The sequence below is a fragment of the Rothia amarae genome (assembly GCF_042677725.1).
GTDB lineage: Bacteria > Actinomycetota > Actinomycetes > Actinomycetales > Micrococcaceae > Rothia > Rothia amarae.
Genome location: NZ_JBHUCN010000013.1, coordinates 414085 through 433418, shown reverse-complemented (window position 1 = coordinate 433418; position 19334 = coordinate 414085). Strand labels below are relative to the sequence as shown.

The 19334-nt window shown below is 50.0% G+C and carries 18 protein-coding genes; all 18 read right to left on the bottom strand.

Annotation, left to right across the window (positions count from 1 at the left end):
• Positions 1 to 5: 5 nt before the first annotated feature.
• Positions 6 to 2054 carry a primosomal protein N' gene (locus tag ACFR81_RS08810; RefSeq protein ID WP_343874865.1) on the bottom strand — a complete coding sequence of 683 codons (2049 nt, stop codon included), beginning with the start codon at positions 2052 to 2054 and terminating at the stop codon, positions 6 to 8.
• Between the two features lie 9 nt (positions 2055 to 2063).
• On the bottom strand, positions 2064 to 3269 hold the full coding sequence (gene metK / locus ACFR81_RS08805) for a methionine adenosyltransferase (protein WP_145176778.1): 1206 nt from the start codon (positions 3267 to 3269) through the stop codon (positions 2064 to 2066).
• A 9-nt stretch (positions 3270 to 3278) separates the two neighbouring features.
• A complete protein-coding gene (coaBC, locus tag ACFR81_RS08800; protein WP_343874869.1) occupies positions 3279 to 4559 on the bottom strand; it encodes a bifunctional phosphopantothenoylcysteine decarboxylase/phosphopantothenate--cysteine ligase CoaBC in 1281 nt (426 codons plus the stop codon).
• Between the two features lie 19 nt (positions 4560 to 4578).
• Complete coding sequence (gene rpoZ / locus ACFR81_RS08795) at positions 4579 to 4974, bottom strand: DNA-directed RNA polymerase subunit omega (RefSeq protein ID WP_083147249.1); 396 nt, start codon at positions 4972 to 4974, stop codon at positions 4579 to 4581.
• Between the two features lie 138 nt (positions 4975 to 5112).
• Entirely contained in the window at positions 5113 to 5682 is a 570-nt protein-coding gene (gene gmk, locus ACFR81_RS08790) for a guanylate kinase (protein WP_233126014.1), read from the bottom strand.
• Between the two features lie 9 nt (positions 5683 to 5691).
• Positions 5692 to 6006 carry an integration host factor, actinobacterial type gene (gene mihF, locus ACFR81_RS08785; protein ID WP_068171176.1) on the bottom strand — a complete coding sequence of 105 codons (315 nt, stop codon included), beginning with the start codon at positions 6004 to 6006 and terminating at the stop codon, positions 5692 to 5694.
• A 223-nt stretch (positions 6007 to 6229) separates the two neighbouring features.
• A complete protein-coding gene (pyrF, locus tag ACFR81_RS08780; RefSeq protein ID WP_068171179.1) occupies positions 6230 to 7081 on the bottom strand; it encodes an orotidine-5'-phosphate decarboxylase in 852 nt (283 codons plus the stop codon).
• A 2-nt stretch (positions 7082 to 7083) separates the two neighbouring features.
• On the bottom strand, positions 7084 to 10386 hold the full coding sequence (gene carB / locus ACFR81_RS08775) for a carbamoyl-phosphate synthase large subunit (protein ID WP_068171182.1): 3303 nt from the start codon (positions 10384 to 10386) through the stop codon (positions 7084 to 7086).
• A gap of 24 nt (positions 10387 to 10410) precedes the next feature.
• Entirely contained in the window at positions 10411 to 11574 is a 1164-nt protein-coding gene (carA, locus tag ACFR81_RS08770; protein ID WP_343875541.1) for a glutamine-hydrolyzing carbamoyl-phosphate synthase small subunit, read from the bottom strand.
• 42 nt (positions 11575 to 11616) lie between these two features.
• Complete coding sequence (locus ACFR81_RS08765; protein WP_343874875.1) at positions 11617 to 12138, bottom strand: PH-like domain-containing protein; 522 nt, start codon at positions 12136 to 12138, stop codon at positions 11617 to 11619.
• Between the two features lie 10 nt (positions 12139 to 12148).
• Positions 12149 to 13459, bottom strand: a complete 1311-nt coding sequence (locus ACFR81_RS08760) for a dihydroorotase (RefSeq protein WP_343874877.1) — start codon at positions 13457 to 13459, stop codon at positions 12149 to 12151.
• A gap of 15 nt (positions 13460 to 13474) precedes the next feature.
• On the bottom strand, positions 13475 to 14455 hold the full coding sequence (locus ACFR81_RS08755) for an aspartate carbamoyltransferase catalytic subunit (RefSeq protein ID WP_343874880.1): 981 nt from the start codon (positions 14453 to 14455) through the stop codon (positions 13475 to 13477).
• Positions 14456 to 14458: 3 nt separating this feature from the next.
• Positions 14459 to 15034, bottom strand: coding sequence for a bifunctional pyr operon transcriptional regulator/uracil phosphoribosyltransferase PyrR (gene pyrR / locus ACFR81_RS08750; RefSeq protein WP_343874882.1), 576 nt, complete (start codon positions 15032 to 15034; stop codon positions 14459 to 14461).
• Positions 15035 to 15195: 161 nt separating this feature from the next.
• On the bottom strand, positions 15196 to 15606 hold the full coding sequence (nusB, locus tag ACFR81_RS08745) for a transcription antitermination factor NusB (protein WP_068171192.1): 411 nt from the start codon (positions 15604 to 15606) through the stop codon (positions 15196 to 15198).
• A 10-nt stretch (positions 15607 to 15616) separates the two neighbouring features.
• The gene (gene efp, locus ACFR81_RS08740) at positions 15617 to 16180 is read right to left on the bottom strand and encodes an elongation factor P (RefSeq protein ID WP_068171196.1); all 564 of its coding nucleotides are present in this window, start codon (positions 16178 to 16180) and stop codon (positions 15617 to 15619) included.
• 127 nt (positions 16181 to 16307) lie between these two features.
• Positions 16308 to 17405, bottom strand: a complete 1098-nt coding sequence (gene aroB / locus ACFR81_RS08735; protein ID WP_068171199.1) for a 3-dehydroquinate synthase — start codon at positions 17403 to 17405, stop codon at positions 16308 to 16310.
• The gene (locus ACFR81_RS08730) at positions 17398 to 17985 is read right to left on the bottom strand and encodes a shikimate kinase (protein WP_343874887.1); all 588 of its coding nucleotides are present in this window, start codon (positions 17983 to 17985) and stop codon (positions 17398 to 17400) included. The genes aroB and ACFR81_RS08730 overlap by 8 nt, the downstream gene beginning before the upstream one ends.
• A 51-nt stretch (positions 17986 to 18036) precedes the next feature.
• Positions 18037 to 19251: a chorismate synthase gene (aroC, locus tag ACFR81_RS08725; RefSeq protein ID WP_343874889.1), complete on the bottom strand. Its 1215-nt coding sequence runs from the start codon at positions 19249 to 19251 to the stop codon at positions 18037 to 18039.
• Positions 19252 to 19334 lie beyond the last annotated feature (83 nt).

The following is a 19334-nucleotide window of genomic DNA, read 5'->3' as shown; positions in this document are numbered from 1 at the left end:
ATGGTTTACAAAATATCCAGACCATCGCATTTGATGTTGACCGGCTCCATCTTTAGTGCGGCATTTGACGCCCGGTGGGCCCGCAACGCGCCCGTTACTGCATCGCCCTGGGCGTAGCTGAAAAATAAAAGAGCCTGAAAACGGTCCTCATCTGAAAAATCATCTACTTCGATAGGACCGCGCTGGGTAACACCGGCTGGCATATTAAGAGTTTCTAAGAAGTGAATGATGCCCTTTTCAGTACCTGTAATGGTGGCGGTTCGTACAGCAGGGGGAAGCTTCAGTTCTGCTCGCTCATCTAATTCCCAGAGCGCAAATCGAGCTGGATCCCACCGTTTCAATGCCTCAACCGCAGGCGAATGGCTAGCAGTTATGACAACCTGACCCCCCTCAGCAAAGGAACGGGTCAACGCGGCCGCATTGAGCCACTTACGCAAAGCAACCTCAGGGGCGCGAAGGGAATCTCTTTGTAGCATCGAATCAGCATCGAGCAGAATGGTGGCAGCATATCCTCGCGGTGCAACTGGCTCAGCACCAGGAGTCGCAACAACTAACGCAGGATAATCCCCAATTTTTGCCACAACGTTTTCCCCGCTTGAAGAAATAACGGGAACATTGGGAAAGGCCCGTCCTAGTTCTTCAGCAGTTCTGATTGCCCCTGCCACATTGTGTCGAAATTGATCAAATCCACACTCCCCGCATTGCCAATGGCTGGCTAAGCGTCCGCACCACCCGCAGGCTGGCACTTGACCCTGACTATGGATAATCAATGGCCCATGACACTCACTACAGCGGGCTGCCATGCGGCATCTCTGGCAGGATAACGCCGGTAAATATCCGCTGCGGGAGACCTGAATCAATACCGGTCCCCGAGTGAGCCCATCTCGCGCTGTCTCAAAAGCCAAGTGAGGAATTCGCGCGGTTGCCGCCAAGGGATCCCGCGCTAGCTGATAATCGGAGCCAGTATCGACGACGCGCGGGGTGTGCTCGCGTACCACCTCACGCGGTGCTGCCAGAAAACTTGCCCATCGGCTTCTGACCAGACGCGCAGTTTCGCTACTCATGCTAAAGCCAGCAAACAGAGCTGCCGCCCGGTGCTCCGTAGCTCTGATCAGTAAAACATCGCGGGCATGGCAGTAAGGGGCTCTTTGCTCGATGAGGTTGGAGTCACCGTCGTCCCACATCATCACCAATCCCAAATTATCTACGGGCGCGTAGGCGGCAGATCGAGTGCCTAACACAACTGGTGTATTGCCCCATTTGACGTTCAGATATGCACGGTAGCGGTCCGTCGGCTTATCAGCTGAGGTAAGCCGCGCTATCAGTGATTGATCTATCCGCTGACTCACAGCAGTATAAAGTCGGTCTAAGTCTTTGATATTGGGAACTACTGCAACAACAGATTTGCCTTGGTGTGCAGTCTGTTGAATCGCAATTGCAAACAAATCTTCCCAGGAGCCTTCATCGTCTGCAGGCAAGACGGTCAAAACAGCCCGTGTGGGTGCGCCCTCCCCCAAATCTTCAATAAATTCGGGTCCACCCGTATAGTGGGAATAATTTTCTGGGTCTGCTGGCGGAGCAACCTCAGGGAGCGACTCGACTTTCTCCAAAGTTTTCTCCACGCTCGCGATACGTGGCGGAACCGCCAATCGAAGAACGTTCGACATCACATTGGCATAGCGTTCTGCCAGTCGCTCCGCTAAATCAAAGATATCCTCAGTGACTACAGAAATAGGGGAAACGACGTCGTCAATAAATTTCAGTCTACCCATAAATTTTGTGTGCTGAATTCTCCGGCGAATATATCCAGTGAGCTTTTGTTCTCCTAGATGAACGCGAACCCGCACACCGATTTGAGCACTCTCATCTAGTTCTAGAGGCACTAGGTAATCGAAATATCTATCTAGATGCGGAACATCTGTTTCTAGCAAGACCTGCGCCACGGGTAGCTCAGGTGCAACTGGACGACCACCAAAGCTCGAAGCGGGCTCCAACCCCTGAATCCCCTCAAACAAATCAGTTTGAAGGGATTCAAGGTTTTCGCTGTGAGTCATAGACCTATTTTAGCCATTAACAACGGAGAGTAAATCATCTTTTCGGTCTGTCCGCTCCCAGGTAAAGTTCGCATTTTCACGCCCAAAGTGACCGTTTGCCGCGGTTTGTGCGTAAATGGGGCGTCGCAAATCTAGATCTCGAATAATTGCCAGGGGGCGCAAGTCAAAGACTTCTCGGATAGCGTTCTCAATTTTTTCCGGAGCAACTTTTTCCGTGCCGAATGTTTCGACATACAACCCAACGGGTGATGCCTGCCCGATAGCATATGCAACCTGAACTTCTGCACGATCAGCCAATCCAGCTGCCACCACGTTCTTTGCCACCCAGCGCATTGCATAAGCAGCGGATCGGTCAACCTTAGAAGGGTCCTTACCAGAAAACGCGCCACCGCCGTGGCGGGAGAAACCGCCGTAGGTATCGACAATAATCTTACGACCGGTCAAACCGGCGTCACCCACAGGTCCTCCCTGAACAAACTGACCTGCGGGGTTAATGATGTATTTGGTGTGAGAGGTATCAAGGTCTAATCCATCAAGAACCGGAGAAATAACATGATTTCTGATATCGGTTTCAAGATCCCTCAAATCGTAATCGCGGACATGCTGAGTGGATACCACTACAGTGTCAACTGAAACGGGGCGGTCGCCGTCATATCCCAAGGTAACCTGAGTCTTGCCGTCTGGTCGTAGGCCTTCTAGCGAGCCATCCTTGCGAACGGAGGTCAGGCGTTCTGAGAGACGATGTGCTAGCCAGATAGGAGCTGGCATGAGAACATCTGTCTCATTCGACGCGTAGCCGAACATGATGCCCTGATCTCCTGCGCCCTGCTTATCCAGTTCGTCATCGGATCCCTGTCGAGTTTCCAAAGAATTGTATACGCCTGCGTTGATATCAGGAGACTGCTCGCCGATAGAGACAGAGACGCCACAGAACTCCCCGTCAAAACCATGGGTGGAGGAATTATAGCCAATATCTAAGATTGTTTGACGCACAATAGAAGGAATCTCTACATAAGCGTTAGTCGTTACTTCGCCAGCCACATGGACTTGACCGGTGGTAACCATTGTTTCCACGGCAACATTGGAATGAGGATCTTTTTCTAGGAGTGCGTCCAGAATAGAGTCCGAAATCTGGTCACAGATTTTATCGGGGTGTCCCTCTGTTACCGATTCACTGGTAAACAATCTTAAATGAGAGGTATTAGAAGAAGTCACGTATCTACTCTACTCGCTAACTCGCTGGGAAGAACTGGTCAAAGGTTCACTGAGATGCTGGGCCACTGCCAGCAACAGCTCTAAAGAAACTTCTTCCTTAGTTCCCTCACAATGAATCTCTTGATTATTAAATTTACTCAGGATAGTCAACGCATTACTATCAGTGCCGAACCCCGCATTGTTGCTGACGTCGTTGACGGCGAGAAAATCACAGCCTTTACGCACAAGCTTTTCTCGTCCGAGAGACAGATAACTCTTCTCTGCAGATCCTGTTTCTGCGGCGAACCCAACGATGACGGCTGGTTGTTGCTGTTTCTCCTGCTGACGTCGCACCACTATCTCACGCAGAATATCAGGGTTGCGAACCAGCTCGATGGTTGGAGCATCATTGGTATCGGCGTTTTTCTTTATCTTAAATTCTTCATATGCCACCGGTCTGAAATCAGCTACTGCTGCTGCCATGATAAGAATGTCGGCATCTCGGGATAAATTCTCAACCTGTTTTTTGAGTTCCAATGCAGTAGATACTCTGACCGTAGAAATATCTTCTGGAATATCAATATCAACATGTGCACAGATGAGTTTAACCTCTGCACCCATTCGTTGAGCCACTTGGGCAAGGGCTATCCCCTGCTTTCCCGATGACTTATTACCCAAGAACCTTACCGGATCAAGCGGCTCGCGGGTACCGCCTGCTGTAATAACAACACGCTTACCATCTAACGCTAAGGTATTGGAATCTGTCAGGGAAGAGAGTTCCCCACGTTTTTTGATTACTTCCAATGCGGCGGAGAAAATGTCTTCAGGTTCAGGCATTCTCCCCACGCCCGAATCAGGGCCGGTTAAGCGTCCATGCGCAGGTGGGATAATTTCATAACCAAAAGAGCGTAGTCTCTGCACATTTTCTTGCGTGGCTGGATGCTCCCACATCTGCGTGTGCATAGCAGGAGCCAAGATGACGGGAGCATGAGTTGTCAAAACCGTAGCAGTCAGTAAATCGTCTGCACGACCCTGCGCTAATCGAGACATTAAATCAGCGGTTGCAGGAGCGATAACCACTGCATCAGCTTCATCAGCTTGACGGACATGGTTTACATCCTCCACCCGCTCAAAAACTGAGGTGGAGACAGGATTCGAACTCAGAGCTTCCAGCGTGGGCTTACCAATGAACTGAAGAGCCGCTTCAGTGGGCATGGCGATTACTTCATGACCAGCTTTAGAGAATAAGCGAAGGAGCATCGTGGCTTTATAAGCCGCGATGCCCCCTCCAATACCAACTACAATACGCATCTTATCTGAGACGGTACGCTTACTCTGAAGCCTCTGCTGAAGGATCTACGTACTCAACCTCAGCAGCCGAACCAAATTCTTCAAGATAGAAATCACCGGCAAGGAAAGCCGAAGGTTCAGCATCATGAATCAAGTCGCCGTTTTCGTCGAACTTTCCATCAACAACATGGTGGTTCTGAATGAGACCTTCGTTGATTTCACGCATAGCAACGGAAAGCGACTTCTCATTGGGCTCGCTATCCACCAACGGACCAACATGATCAAATAGGTTGTCATGTAGCTGTGAGTAGTAAGCATTAATCTGGCGGGCACGACGAGCGCCAAAAATCACCAAACCATACTTGGACTCCGCCTTCTCGATGAGGGCATCCGCGCTGGGATTGATGATTCCTTCTTCATTGTGTGCGTTTGCCACGAATACTCCAATAAAAATTGATCACTGCATACTCTGATTTAAGCATGCACAAGACAAAGGACAAGTATATCGAACACTAGCTGTTTTTGCATTAAAAAACCTGTGCTCTCCAGGTGGGGAGAAGCACAGGTTTTTGTTTTAGGACCGAGATATACCCATGAGCTGAATAATTTGCTCAGCCGCTGTTGCGACGTCGTCGTTAATCACGGTGTGGTCAAATTCAGGTTCCGCAGCCAATTCAATTTTGGCAGTTTCTAAACGTGCCTCTTGTTCTTGGGCTGATTCGGTACCTCTTCCCACGAGGCGATTCACGAGTTCATTCCAACTAGGAGGAGCAAGGAAAATGAGGTTTGCTTCAGGCATGTTATTGCGAATTTGCCGGGCACCTTGCAAGTCAATTTCCAACAACACTGGACGGTTCGCTTCCAATGCCCTGTTGACCATAGACCGCATCGTGCCGTATCGATAGCTGTTATGAACCTGAGCCCATTCAAGCATTTGGCGATTCTCCACCATCGAATCGAATTCCTCATCCGATACAAAGTAATAGTGAACGCCTTCTTCTTCCCCCGGTCGCGGATCGCGTGTGGTGGCTGAAACTGAGAACCAAACTTCGGGATAATGCTCCCGAATATATTGAGAGACGGTTCCCTTGCCGACTGCCGTGGGGCCTGCCAGCACCGTCAATTGATTCTTTATTTCAGTCACGTATATCGCCTACCGTTCTAGATAATCAATGAGTGCGCGGCGCTGGTGAACACCTAGTCCACGCAGGCGGCGCGATGTTGCAATATTCAACTCCCGCAGAATTGCCTCTGCGCGAACTTCCCCGATGCTGGGCAGAGCCATCAGCAAATCGGTTACTTTGAGTCTACTCACTGCTTCATCAGAATCGGAACGCTCAAGAACTTCAGAGATGGTGATTTTACGATTCTTGATGGAATCTTTTACTTCTGCGCGGATAGTGCGTGCAACTTTTGCTTTTTCGCGAGCTGCTGCGCGTTCTTCTTCGGTGAGTGGGCGAAGTGCCATTTTTATTCCCCTTTGTAGGTATAAGCGAAGTGATTAATAGGTGCGAACCTTTCCGAAAACAAATGTGGAACGTACCCTTAGGAACGTTCCACATTGCCTATCGGTTAGCTTTAATCTAACACTTAGGGGGACATAGTTTTTTGTATTACTTGTGAGTAACTACTTTGTTTGTACTAACCAATTCAGAATTCAATCAAATAAACGACGACGCCATATTGAAGTGTCAGCTATTAGATTTCAATAAGTCCGAATTTGCTAATTCGATCGAATCAATGAGAGCTTCAACACATGGACCGTGTCGTAGGATTCCACGGCTTGAATTGACCAAAATCTGGCTCTCACTACCGTGAAAAGTAGCGAATAGCGACGCCGCACTTGCTCCTTGAGCACCATAGCCAGGTGCCAAAATAGGTCCGTTGAATTGAGATAAATCAATCTCCAGCTCACGCAGGGCTTCTCCCACCGTGGCGCCTACAACCAATCCGCAAGAGCCCATTGTTTCGAATCCTTGCCGTGAGTTTTCTTCCGTAGCGGCTTCGATGATTTGTTTGGCGACTGAATTAGTCTGCCCTACATGCTGAATGGTTTTACCCTCGGGATTAGAAGTCAGAGCTAATACAAAAGTACCTTTATCATGCTGCTGCGCTAGGTCTAATGCAGGGCGAAGAGACTCGAAACCCAAATAAGGGCTGAGAGTCACTGAATCAGTGGAAAGAGGGCTTCTCTCCCCCAGCCAGGTATCTGCATAGGCAGACATGGTAGATCCGATATCTCCCCTCTTTGCATCGGCAATCATCAAGATATTCAGTTGTCGCGCTTCAGCCAGCACCTCTTCCAAGACTTTAAAACCCTCTGAACCATGTCGTTCAAAAAGCGCTACCTGAGGCTTGACTGCAGCGACCCGTCCCCGAGCGGCGTCCAAGATCTTTTCCGAGAAAGTTGCCAGAGCTGCAGGGGTATCTTCCAGCCCCCACTGCTGCAACAATCCAGGGTGGGGATCGATGCCCACACATAACTGCCCCGATGACTTCATTGCCTGAGCTAGCCGATCCCCAAAACCTAGATTCGTGTTCATAATTAGCCACGTGCCTTCTGAGCGTCGAGTAAGGAAGATTCATGTTGCTGGAGGCTCATGACTTCCCAGCTCGGCTCACGCATTGCCTGTATACCCTGTACCGCTGCGCCAAATTCGGACACGGTGGTTACAATCGGGACACCCAAGGAAGTGGCTGCTGCTCGAATCTCATAGCCATCTCCTCGCGCCTGTCCGCCTCCGCTAGGCGAATTGAGAATCAACGCGATTTCTCCGGCATTAATCATGTCTACAATAGATTTCTCACCGTTCTGGGTTTCTTGGATCTTAGGAACAACAGTGGAAGAAATGCCATTACGACGCAGCACATCGGCAGTCCCCCCGGTAGAAACAATTTCAAACCCAAGATTCTCTAGCATGCGCACGTAAATAATAGAACTGCGCTTATCCTTGTTGGCAACCGAAACAAATACTTTACCTTCGGTGGGAAGGGGCGCTCCAATGGCTGCCTCCGCTTTAGCAAAAGCAGCGTCGAAGTTGCGGTGCAAGCCCATAACTTCGCCCGTCGAACGCATCTCTGGGCTCAGCAGGGAATCCACAACGATGCCTTCTGGAGTGCGGAAACGGCTGAAGGGCAGAACAGCTTCTTTGACCGCGATGGCGGTCTCTGCAGGCAACGAAGCGCCGTCCATTGCCGTGGGCAGAATGCCTTCTTTTTTCAGATCAGTAATAGTCTTACCCGTTCCGATGAGAGCGGCCGCCTTAGCCATTTGTACGCCCGTTGCCTTCGAAACAAAAGGAACGGTGCGTGATGCACGGGGATTCGCCTCAATTACGTAGAGAATATCCGACTGAAGAGCAAACTGGATATTGATGAGACCCTTGACGCCAACACCTTGAGCAATTTTGAATGTAGCATCCTTGACTCGATCGATGACGTCGGGAGCCAATGTAATCGGTGGCAGTGTACATGCAGAGTCGCCTGAGTGAATGCCAGCTTCTTCGATGTGCTCCATGACGCCGCCAAGGTACATCTCTTCGCCGTCGTAGAGTGCGTCTACGTCAATTTCGATGGCGTCCTCAAGGAACTTATCGATGAGCGCAGGTTGCGAGGGAGAAACCTCGGTTGCATTTTCTAAATAGCGTGCGAGCTGTTCTTCCTCATACACAATTTCCATTCCGCGACCGCCCAACACATAGGACGGGCGAACTAGTACGGGGTAGCCAATTTCATCCGCAATACGCTTCGCGTTCTCGAAAGTATAGGCAGTCCCGTTCTTGGGCGAGAGAAGATTTGCATTTTCCAGAACACGGGAGAATTCACCGCGATCTTCGGCAAGATCAATAGCTTCAGGGGTGGTGCCAAGAATCGGAATTCCTGCGTCCTTCAAAGCCTGGGCAAGCTTCAACGGAGTCTGACCACCTAGCTGTACGAAGACACCCAGGAGACCGCCGGTTCGACGTTCAGCTTCTACAATTTCCAGAACATCCTCAAGGGTGAGCGGCTCAAAGTACAGGCGAGTTGAAATGTCGTAGTCGGTCGAAACTGTTTCGGGATTGCAGTTAACCATGACAGTTTCATAGCCTGCCTGGCGCAGCACCATGGAGGCATGCACACAGGAATAATCAAATTCAATACCCTGGCCGATGCGGTTCGGACCGGAACCCAGAATCATGATTGAAGGCTTTTCGTGTTCTGCGACTTCATCTTCTAAGTCATATGAAGAGTAGTGATAGGGCGTGAAAGCTTCGAATTCTGCTGCACAGGTATCCACAGTCTTGAAGACTGGGCGGATATTAAGTGCATGACGAATACCGCGGACTACTTCTTCGCTGTGTCCGCAAATCTCGCCGATTTGTGCATCAGAGAACCCGTGGCGCTTAGCCAGATGTAGCGAACTTTCGTCGAGAGAGCCCTGAGTGATTTCTTCAGCGACTTCGTTCAGAAGCTGTAGCTGATCGATAAACCAGGGATCAATCTTTGTTGCTTCATGAATTTGTTCGAGAGTCGCTCCCGCCAGCAACGCGCGCTGTACCTGGTGAATACGCTCGGTGGTAGGGACTTTCATCGCTTCGAGCAACTCATTAATCTGATCCGCTGAAAGATTCTCCTTCTTGAAAGAGAAAGATGATCCCTTCTGCTCCAGCGATCGCATTGCTTTTTGAAGTGCCTCAGTGAAGTTACGGCCCATTGCCATCGCTTCGCCTACAGACTTCATAGTGGTAGTCAACGTAGAGTCAGCCGCGGGGAATTTCTCGAAAGCGAAGCGGGGAACCTTCACGACGACGTAGTCGAGGGTTGGCTCGAAGGACGCCGGTGTCTTCTGGGTGATATCGTTGGGAATTTCATCCAGAGTGTAACCCAAAGACAGCTTGGTAGCGATTTTTGCAATCGGGAAACCAGTGGCTTTCGATGCTAGCGCGGACGAGCGAGATACACGAGGGTTCATTTCAATAACAATGATGCGACCGGTCTGTGGGTCAACCGCGAACTGGATGTTGCATCCACCAGTGTCCACGCCGACTTCACGAATAACGTTGATAGAAATATCGCGTAGCTTCTGATATTCGCGATCGGTCAGAGTGAGTGCAGGTGCTACGGTGATGGAATCGCCTGTATGCACGCCCACAGGGTCGAAGTTCTCGATAGAGCAGACAACTACCACGTTGTCGTTCTTATCGCGCATCATTTCCAGTTCGTATTCTTTCCATCCGAGGATGGATTCCTCAAGCAGAACCTCGCTGGTGGGGCTGTACTGGATACCCGCGCCGGCAATGCGGTAAAGGTCTTCTTCGTTGTAGGCAAGACCTGAGCCGAGACCACCCATGGTAAAGGATGGGCGAACAACCATGGGGTATCCGAGGATTTCAGCAGCCTTCAACGCCTCTTCCATCGAGTGCACAATTTCAGATCGCGCGGATTCGCCGCCGGCACGTTCTACCACGCCTTTGAAGGCTTCGCGGTTTTCGCCGAGGTTGATAGCCTCAATGTTTGCTCCGATAAGCTCTACGTTGTACTTTTCCAGCACACCTGCGGCATCAAGTTCGATGGCTGCGTTCAATGCAGTCTGGCCGCCGAGGGTTGGCAGGATAGCGTCGGGCTTTTCCTCGGCGATGATCTTCTCGATAACCTCGGGAATGATGGGTTCGATGTAGGTTGCATCGGCGAACTCGGGGTCAGTCATGATGGTCGCGGGATTCGAGTTGACGAGAATGACGCGCACGCCTTCTTCTTTCAACACGCGTAGTGCCTGCGTACCAGAGTAATCAAACTCTGCTGCCTGTCCAATAACAATCGGGCCGGAACCAATTACCAGAACGGAATTGAGATCTTTTCTGCGTGGCATAATCTATTATTTCCTTCGTTCGTCTTAGTTCTTGTGCTCGAGCATGAGGTCTACAAAGCGGTCAAAAAGGTAGGCCGCATCGTGCGGTCCCGCTGCAGCTTCTGGGTGGTACTGAACGGAAAATGCAGGAATGTCGAGGCAACGGAGTCCTTCCACCACGTTGTCGTTGAGCCCGATGTGGGAAACTTCCACCCGGCCAAATTCATTCTGGGGAGCCTCTGTAGGACCATCCAAAGGAGCATCCACTGCGAAGCCGTGATTCTGAGCGGTAATTTCTACCTTATTGGTGGTTCGGTCCATCACCGGTTGGTTGATTCCACGGTGACCAAATTTGAGCTTATATGTACCGAATCCTAAGGCTCTGCCGAGAATCTGGTTGCCAAAGCAAATACCGAAGAATGGAAGTTTTTCTCTGAGAACATTCTGAAGAAGTTCTACTTGCTCATCTGCGGTAGCCGGATCACCAGGACCATTTGAGATGAAGAAACCATCAGGATTGATCGCCCGAATATCTTCGATAGTGCTGGTAGCTGGCAAAACATGCACGCGCACGCCACGTTCAGCAAATCGCTTGGGAGTCATTGCTTTGATGCCCAAATCAAGAGCTGCAAGTTCTGCTACAACAGGCTTATCCCAGCCCCAATCCGCTGGTTCAACAACTTCGGTCTGTGAAATAGAAACCGATTCCGCTAGCTTGCGCCCGGCCATGGGCTCAGAAGCCTTAACCTTTTCTACCAGATCTGCTATGGGGCGATTAGCCTCTTCCCCACCGAAGATACCTGCACGCAGGGAACCAACATCACGCAAATGGCGGGTCAATGCGCGTGTATCAATCCCCCGGATGCCTACAACGCCCTGCTCTACTAGATGGTCGTCGAGAGAAAGTTGGGAGCGCCAGTTTGAAGGACGACGTGCGGCGTCCCGCACCACATAACCAGCTACCCAAATTTTGCGAGATTCTGCATCTTCAGCGTTCACGCCAGTGTTACCAATGTGAGGGGCCGTTTGCACGATGATTTGCCCAGCATACGAAGGGTCCGTCAATGTTTCTTGGTAGCCGGTCATGCCCGTTGAAAATACGGCTTCACCAAGGGTAGTCCCCTGAGCACCGTAGGAACGGCCACGAAAGGCTGTGCCATCTTCAAGTACCAAGACGGCGTCGTTACGCTGAGCGGTTTGGTTGGTCATCATAATGTCCTAACTGAAAGTCAGCAGCAATAGCTGTTCTGTCTAAGAATGGGGAAGTACGGTAAACGCATCAGGAGCAAGATCAAGAATCATGCGCTGAGCTGTTTTTTTGTCTTCTGAGAATTGAGTGCGAAACGCCGAGTCCACCGGGTGGTTTCCAAATAACCAGCTCACGACTAGGAGCCCGTCTTTTTCCACGAATTTTCCATTAACACCGGATTCCGTTCGGACACCTCGAATCTCTGAGGCAGAGAGATAAATGTCCTGGGCTCCATCACGAGAAATAATGAGACCGTCATCAAAAATGAAGAGTTGACCGGCTGCTTTCACGCCGAGACTTTCAGCAGAAACACGTTCTAGCCAATCGCCTTCTAGAGTTGTGCACACATAGGTTCCAGAAAAAACTGCGAGAGGATTTTTCTCATCGTACTGCAGAGGAACTTCTGAGAGTTTCCCCCAGCTTTTCTGACTTTTCTGGCGGTTGCTCCATCCCCGTTTCATGAGCGCAATCACCAAGAAAATGATGGCGATGCAGATGAGGGTTGGTATTAGTTTGCTTCCCAAACTCTGTGTCCTATCGCTGGGTATGCGGGGTTGCTAGTGCGCCGTCAAGAACTGTGGGGTGTCCTTCAAAGAAGGTTGCCCGGACGGCGCCGGGAACATGCATACTCCGGTAGGGATTATTTTTACCCTTAGTTGCCTGTTCCTGAGGATTGATAATCCGCTCTGCATGAGGATCTATCAGCACAATGTTTGCAGGTTCACCTTCTGCAAGTGGACGCCCTTGATCGGAAGCTAAACCGATTTCGGCTGGTTTAGAGCTCATAATTTCTGCAACTCGAGACCATGAAATGAGCCCGGTATCTACCAGAGTTTTTTGCACGATTGAAAGTGCCTGCTCGAGCCCTGTCATACCGTTGGCTGCGCATGCCCATTCGCAGTCCTTAGCCTCAAGTGGATGCGGGGCATGATCCGTGCCAATAATATCGATGATGCCATCAGCTACTGCCCGACGCAGAGCCATTACATCTTCCTCTGTGCGAAGAGGAGGATTTACCTTATAGACCGGATCATATGTACGCACCAGTTCATCAGTTAGCAGGAGATGGTGCGGGGTAACTTCTGCGGTGACGTTGATTCCCCGTTCCTTGGCCCAACGTACAATTTCTACCGAGCCCTTTGTTGAAAGGTGGCAAATATGGAGGCGGGAGTTCACATGTTCTGCGAGTAAGACGTCGCGTGCGATGATGGATTCTTCGGCGACGGCAGGCCAGCCAGCTAAGCCAAGTTCTGCAGAAACTTTGCCTTCATTCATTTGAGCATTTTCAGTGAGGCGGGGTTCCTGTGCATGCTGGGCAATCACGCCATTAAAGGTCTTCACATATTCAAGAGCCCGGCGCATCAGGGCTGGATCCCATACGCACATGCCGTCATCGGAGAACACTCGAACCTGGGCACGGGAATCGGCCATAGCTCCCATCTCAGAGAGTTTTTCACCTTTGAGACCTTGAGTAACAGCGCCGATTGGCTGCACTTTCACCCATCCGGAATCTTTGCCCAACTCAAGAACCTGTTCGACCACACCAGCAGTATCAGCAACAGGTTTTGAATTTGCCATGGCAAAGACTGCGGTATAACCGCCCAAAGCCGCTGCTTGTGTACCGGTTTCGACTGTCTCTGCATCTTCTTGACCAGGCTCACGAAGATGTGTATGCAAATCCACTAGGCCTGGAAGCGCTATGAGCCCCTCGCCATCCATGACGGTTGCGTCATGTGCTTCCAGTGAAGATGCGATACGTGCAATTTTTCCGTCTTCAATGAAGATATCGGAGGTATTTTCACCGAGAATTGAAACGTTTTTGATGAGGTATTTTGAAGTCATCATTAGCTCTTTCAGCATTTAGTAGGTTTGAAAATCTGCGGAAGAACCGCCGGTCATCAAGAGATAAAGTGCAGCCATTCGTACGGATACACCGTTGTTAACCTGCCGGAGAACCCAAGATTGCTGGGAATCAGCAGCAATCGAAGAAATTTCTAATCCACGATTCATGGGACCAGGATGCAAAATTGCGGTCTCTTGTTTCGATTTATCCAGCGTTCTGAATCGTTCAGGGGTAAGACCCCACAAACGTGAATATTCTTCAACGCTCGGAAAGAATGCTGCATTCATGCGTTCCATCTGGATGCGGAGCAACATGACTGCGTCCAGATCTGTTTCCATTGCTTCATCGAGACTATAGAAGACCTCGCAAGGCCAGTCTTCAACTCCGATAGGTAGCAAAGTTGGAGGGGCCACGAAAACTACTTCAGCGCCCAAGGTATGCAGCAACCACATGTTTGAGCGTGCAACGCGCGAATGCAGAATATCTCCCACGATTGCTACCCGCATGCCCTCCAGCGTTGATCCTCTTGTCGGAATGCCAGTGACCGATTCTCTGAATTGACGCAAAGTCATTGCGTCCAAGAGCGCCTGCGTGGGGTGGGCATGAGTTCCGTCGCCAGCGTTAAGAATTGGAACGTCAATCCATCCTGCTTCAGCTAAACGCTGCGGAGCTCCTGACGCACTATGGCGCACTACCACCGCATCAGCGTTGATAGCTGCTAGAGTCTGCGCAGTGTCCTTCAGGGATTCGCCCTTAGAGACCGAAGACCCTTTAGCAGCAAAATTAATAATGTCTGCCGAAAGACGCTTCTCAGCTGTTTCAAAGGAAAGACGGGTTCGAGTGGAGTCCTCAAAGAAGAGATTAACGACGGTCCGACCTTGCAAAGCTGGAAGTTTTTTGACGGTCCTCGTGCCAACTTCCCGCATGTAATCGGCAGTATCAAGAATATTGAGAGCATCCTCTAGAGAAAGATCTCGAGTGTCTAAAAGATGTTTCATGGTCTACTCCCCCGCCTTCTCAGCGTGCATAATTTCAACTCGATCTTCAACGTTGGGGGTATCGCCAAGATAAACCTTTACTTTTTCATCTGAAGATGTGGGGAGGTTCTTACCGACGAAGTCTGCTCGGATTGGTAATTCACGATGACCACGATCTACTAACACAGCAAGACGCACAATATCGGGGCGTCCATAGTCTTTCAATGCATCTAGAGCTGCTCGTATTGTACGACCGGAATACAAGACGTCGTCCACCAGCACAATTTTTTTACCATCGATTCCAACAGCAGGAAGCTGAGTGGGCTCAGGAGAACGACCGGGAATCTTCAGCAGGTCGTCTCTATACATCGTGATATCTAACTGCCCCAGGCATTGGGAAGCAGAAAAAGAAGAATCTGCCTGGGCTATTTTTTCAGCCAAACGCTGAGCGAGCGGGTACCCCTTGCGGAGAATACCCATCAGAATTATGTCTTCGCTGCCTTTATTCGCCTCAAGAATTTCATGGGCAATGCGTGTCAGCGCACGGTTGATGTCGGCTTCATTGAGTATGATGCGAGCCCTCTGCTCTGTATTACTCATATGCCGGCCTCCTTCCCCGCCTCACAGGACGGATTTAAAGGTTGCTTGCTCAATTCAATAATTTACCACGCCCCAACCCCGATGAAACCACCGACTGGCGATATGGCGTACCTGCTCATGGCAAAAATGGAGTAACGCTTTGATGCGCTACTCCATTTAATCTATGCAAGCAAAGTTGGTTTAACCTGACGCAAACGATCCAGCAAACCGTTAACAAACTTAGGTGAATCATCTGTTGAAAGAGTTCTGACCAAACCTGTTGCTTCTGAAATTGCAACAGGATCAGGAACCTCGTCGTTAAACAATAATTCCCATGTTCCCAAACGGAGAGCTACCCGGTCTACGCTAGGCATACGATCCATCGTCCAACCCTGCGAATAGGTTTCAATATATTCGCGAATTTCTTCATCATGGTCACGTACACCGCGCACCATCTGTTCAGAATAAGCTGAGATTTGAGCCGAAGTGTACATACGACGGCGAACGAGTACATCCATGATGTCGTCGTTTCTTTGTTCAGCTTCGAACAATACTTCAAGTGCCCGAAGGCGTGCTTTTGTCCGTGAGTTCACAGTATCCTAATTAGTCGTTGACGCGACCGAGATATTCACCGGTGCGAGTATCTACTTTGACTTTGGTGCCAGTTTCCAGGAACAAAGGAACCTGAATCTGAGCGCCGGTTTCAACAGTCGCAGGCTTGGTGCCACCGGTTGAGCGGTCGCCCTGTAGTCCCGGCTCGGTGTAAGTAATTTCCAAAACAACAGAAGCAGGAAGCTCAATGTAGAGGGGCAATCCTTCGTGCAATGCAATAGTTGCCATCTGTGATTCGAGCATGTAGTTAGCAGCATCGCCTACAACAGTGCTGGGAACATTAATCTGATCGTAGGTCTTGTTGTCCATGAAGACATAGTCGTCGCCGTCCTGGTAAAGGTACTGGTAGTCAGAGCGATCAACGGTTGCGGTCTCAATCTTTGCACCAGCGTTGAAAGTCTTATCAACTACTTTGCCGGAGGTAACGTTGCGCATCTTAGTGCGAACGAAGGCGCCACCTTTACCGGGCTTCACATGCTGGAATTCGATGATTGACCAGAGATTACCGTCAATCTTCAAGACGGTTCCGTTTTTAATATCGTTGGTAGTAGCCAACCGACTCTCCTATGTTTGGAATTTTCAAGTATCAAAAGATTCTTTGCCATTGTAACGCGAATAGCCGGCTCAAGGCAGAAAATATGTTTTATAGTACAGCGATAATCTGTGGTCTGTGATTCACAAGTTATTCTGAAATTTCTTGGAAGGTAGCAAAGAGAATAGATTCATCGGGCACTTCATAGATACGCGGTTTCCCAATTTCTTCTAAGACAACAAATCGCAACAGGTTGCCTCTTGTTTTTTTATCTCGACGCATGGTCTCCAAAAGTTGCGCCCATTTATCTGCGCGGTAGGTAGTGGGTAATCCTAATGAAGCGCAAATCTCTCGGGTGCGGTCTACAGTTTTCTCGTTCAAATATCCCGCAGCCAGACTGAGCTCGGCGGCAAAAACCATACCTACTGCTACTGCAGCTCCATGACGCCACTGGTAGCGTTCAGCATGTTCGATGGCGTGACCGAGGGTATGCCCGTAATTGAGGAACTCCCGGCGACCGGTTTCCTTCAAATCCTCTGAAACTACCTCAGCCTTAACTCGAATAGAGCGCTCAATGAGTTCGCGCACTACCTCAGATTGTGAGTCGCGAACTTTTTCTGGGTTATTTTCAATGAGATCAAGAATCTTAGAATCCGCGATAAACCCACATTTGATGACCTCAGCCATACCCGTGAGCAACTCATTTTCCGGCAATGTTCGTAAAGTTCCCAGTTCGCAGAGGACAGCAAGCGGAGGATAGAAAGTGCCGACAAGGTTTTTGCCCTCCGCCGTATTTATAGCGGTCTTTCCCCCGACCGCAGCATCCACCATCCCCAGCAAAGTTGTCGGGATATGAATAACCTTCACACCTCGCATCCACGTGGACGCTACGAATCCTGCCAAGTCGCTGACGGCGCCACCTCCTACAGAAATGACCGCGTCTGTTCTGGTGAAATCGTTCTGACCGAGCACCTGCCAGCAAAAACCTGCCACCTGAAGATGCTTACCTTCTTCAGCGTCGGGGATTTCAGCACTAAAAGACTCATATCCTGCAGAACGTAAATCTTCCATCACGAGTTCGCCGGTAGACCGTAAAGCCCTGGGATGAATCACCAAAATCTTTTTTACCCGATGCCCCAGAATGCTCGGTAACTGTGGCAACAAATTATCACCCACGAGAACGTCGTAATGTTCCGATGGCTGTTTACCAGAAACATGGATGGTGGTGGGTGCAGAATTTTCACTCATTGATATCTTCCTCAGAACGTTCTTTCTGCAAAAACTCATAAAGTTCCGCAGCCATCTCAGTTATGGGTCGCCCACCCCGAGCATCCAGAATATAGCTTGCAAGCTCTTCATAACGGTGGGCGCGTTGCTCAAAAATCTCTGACCACTTCTGAACCGGATGGGGTTGAAGCAGCGGTCTATTCTTATTGTGTTCAATACGTGGACGAACAGTTTCAGCATCTACCTGAATATAAACAACCTGTTCACCGCGAAGTAGACGTGCTACTGCATCGGACATAGGAGCGCCTCCTCCTAATGAAAAAACACAGTTTCTAAAATGAGGCGAGGTCAATACTTCAGAGATAACTTCGGCTTCTACCTTCCGAAAAAACTCTTCTCCTCTTTCCTCAAAAATTTCAGAAATAGGACCGTATTTTTCAACAATCAGGTGGTCAGCGTCCACAAAGCGAAACCCGTAAAAGCGGGCAAAATGCGTACCAATATACGACTTACCTGCCGCCATGGGACCAATGATAATAAGAGGGCGTTTCTTTTCTAGATAATCCTCTTGGACTTCTCTTACCTTCTGGGGATCAGGCAAGTCTCGTGAAGATAAATTAGCCTGCCCGTGGGGAATCTCGGGCGCCATGTTTTAACGATCCCAACCAGTCACATTGGATTCCCACGCAAGTTCTTGAGGAATTGCTTGAAGGTAGGTATCCATATTCCGTCGCGTTTCAGCAATGGAATCTCCCCCAAACTTTTCCAGAGCGGCCTCAGCCAAAACAAGACAAACCATAGCTTCAGCAACTACCCCTGCAGCTGGTACTGCACAAACATCGGATCGTTGATGGTGGGCACGTGCAGGTTCACCAGTGTTGGTATCGATAGTTTTTAGAGCCTTGGGAACGGTAGCGATAGGCTTCATGGCTGCGCGAACACGGAGAAGATCGCCGATAGACATGCCCCCTTCAATACCACCTGCACGATTAGAATCTCTTTTGACGCCGTCGGGACCAACACTTATTTCATCGTGAGCACCCGTACCCGGACGACGAGCAGTGAGGAAGCCGTCCCCTACTTCGACGCCCTTAATAGCTTGGATACCCATCAGGGAAGCCGCTAGACGGGCATCTAGTCTACGATCCCAATGGACATATGACCCCAGCCCAGGAGGCAATCCGTATGCAAGAACCTCAACGACACCACCAAGGGTTTCGCCATCCTTGTGCGCCTTATCAATAGTTTCAACCATCCGCTCTGAAGTTGTTACATCAAAGCAACGCAAAGGATCTTGATCTAAGTAATCAACATCAGACGGCAGGGGGCGAGGAGCATCAGATGGCGCTTCGACGTCAGCAATCGCAGTGGTGTGGCTGACAGTTGAGATACCGAGTTCTCTCAGTACCTGTGCCGCGACAACACCCAAAGCTACGCGAGTAGCAGTTTCACGTGCCGAAGCCCGTTCTAAAACAGGTCGTGCCTCATCAAATCCGTATTTTTGCATACCAGCAAAATCTGCATGTCCCGGTCGAGGACGGGTCAAAGCAGCGTTGCGGGCACGGCCCTCTAGTTGTTCCTGGTCTACCGGGTCGGCGCTCATGACGTCCACCCATTTGGGCCATTCGGTATTCGCGATTTCTATGGCGATTGGACCACCCATAGTTTTACCATGACGCACTCCACCCAAGATGCGAACTTTATCCTCTTCAAACTTCATGCGCGCCCCACGACCGTAGCCCAGTCGTCGTCGAGCAAGAGCATCTCGAACCATCTGAGAAGTAAGTTCAACACCGGCAGGTACACCTTCGATGATGCCAACCAAAGCCTCACCGTGGGATTCGCCAGATGTCAGCCAACGCAACATAAGTGGGATTCCTTCTCGTCAAATGGGTGCATAGCGCACTACTGTTTTAAATAGCCTACAAAGAATCCTCTAGAAACCAAACT

Coding starts and splice junctions, on each gene's coding strand:
- ACFR81_RS08810 (WP_343874865.1), bottom strand. CDS start 2,054: ATGACTCACAGCGAAAACCTTGAATCCCTTCAAACTGATTTGTTTGAG.
- coaBC (WP_343874869.1), bottom strand. CDS start 4,559: ATGCGTATTGTAGTTGGTATTGGAGGGGGCATCGCGGCTTATAAAGCC.
- mihF (WP_068171176.1), bottom strand. CDS start 6,006: ATGGCACTTCGCCCACTCACCGAAGAAGAACGCGCAGCAGCTCGCGAA.
- pyrF (WP_068171179.1), bottom strand. CDS start 7,081: ATGAACACGAATCTAGGTTTTGGGGATCGGCTAGCTCAGGCAATGAAG.
- carB (WP_068171182.1), bottom strand. CDS start 10,386: ATGCCACGCAGAAAAGATCTCAATTCCGTTCTGGTAATTGGTTCCGGC.
- carA (WP_343875541.1), bottom strand. CDS start 11,574: ATGACCAACCAAACCGCTCAGCGTAACGACGCCGTCTTGGTACTTGAA.
- ACFR81_RS08760 (WP_343874877.1), bottom strand. CDS start 13,459: ATGATGACTTCAAAATACCTCATCAAAAACGTTTCAATTCTCGGTGAA.
- ACFR81_RS08755 (WP_343874880.1), bottom strand. CDS start 14,455: ATGAAACATCTTTTAGACACTCGAGATCTTTCTCTAGAGGATGCTCTC.
- pyrR (WP_343874882.1), bottom strand. CDS start 15,034: ATGAGTAATACAGAGCAGAGGGCTCGCATCATACTCAATGAAGCCGAC.
- aroB (WP_068171199.1), bottom strand. CDS start 17,405: ATGAGTGAAAATTCTGCACCCACCACCATCCATGTTTCTGGTAAACAG.
- aroC (WP_343874889.1), bottom strand. CDS start 19,251: ATGTTGCGTTGGCTGACATCTGGCGAATCCCACGGTGAGGCTTTGGTT.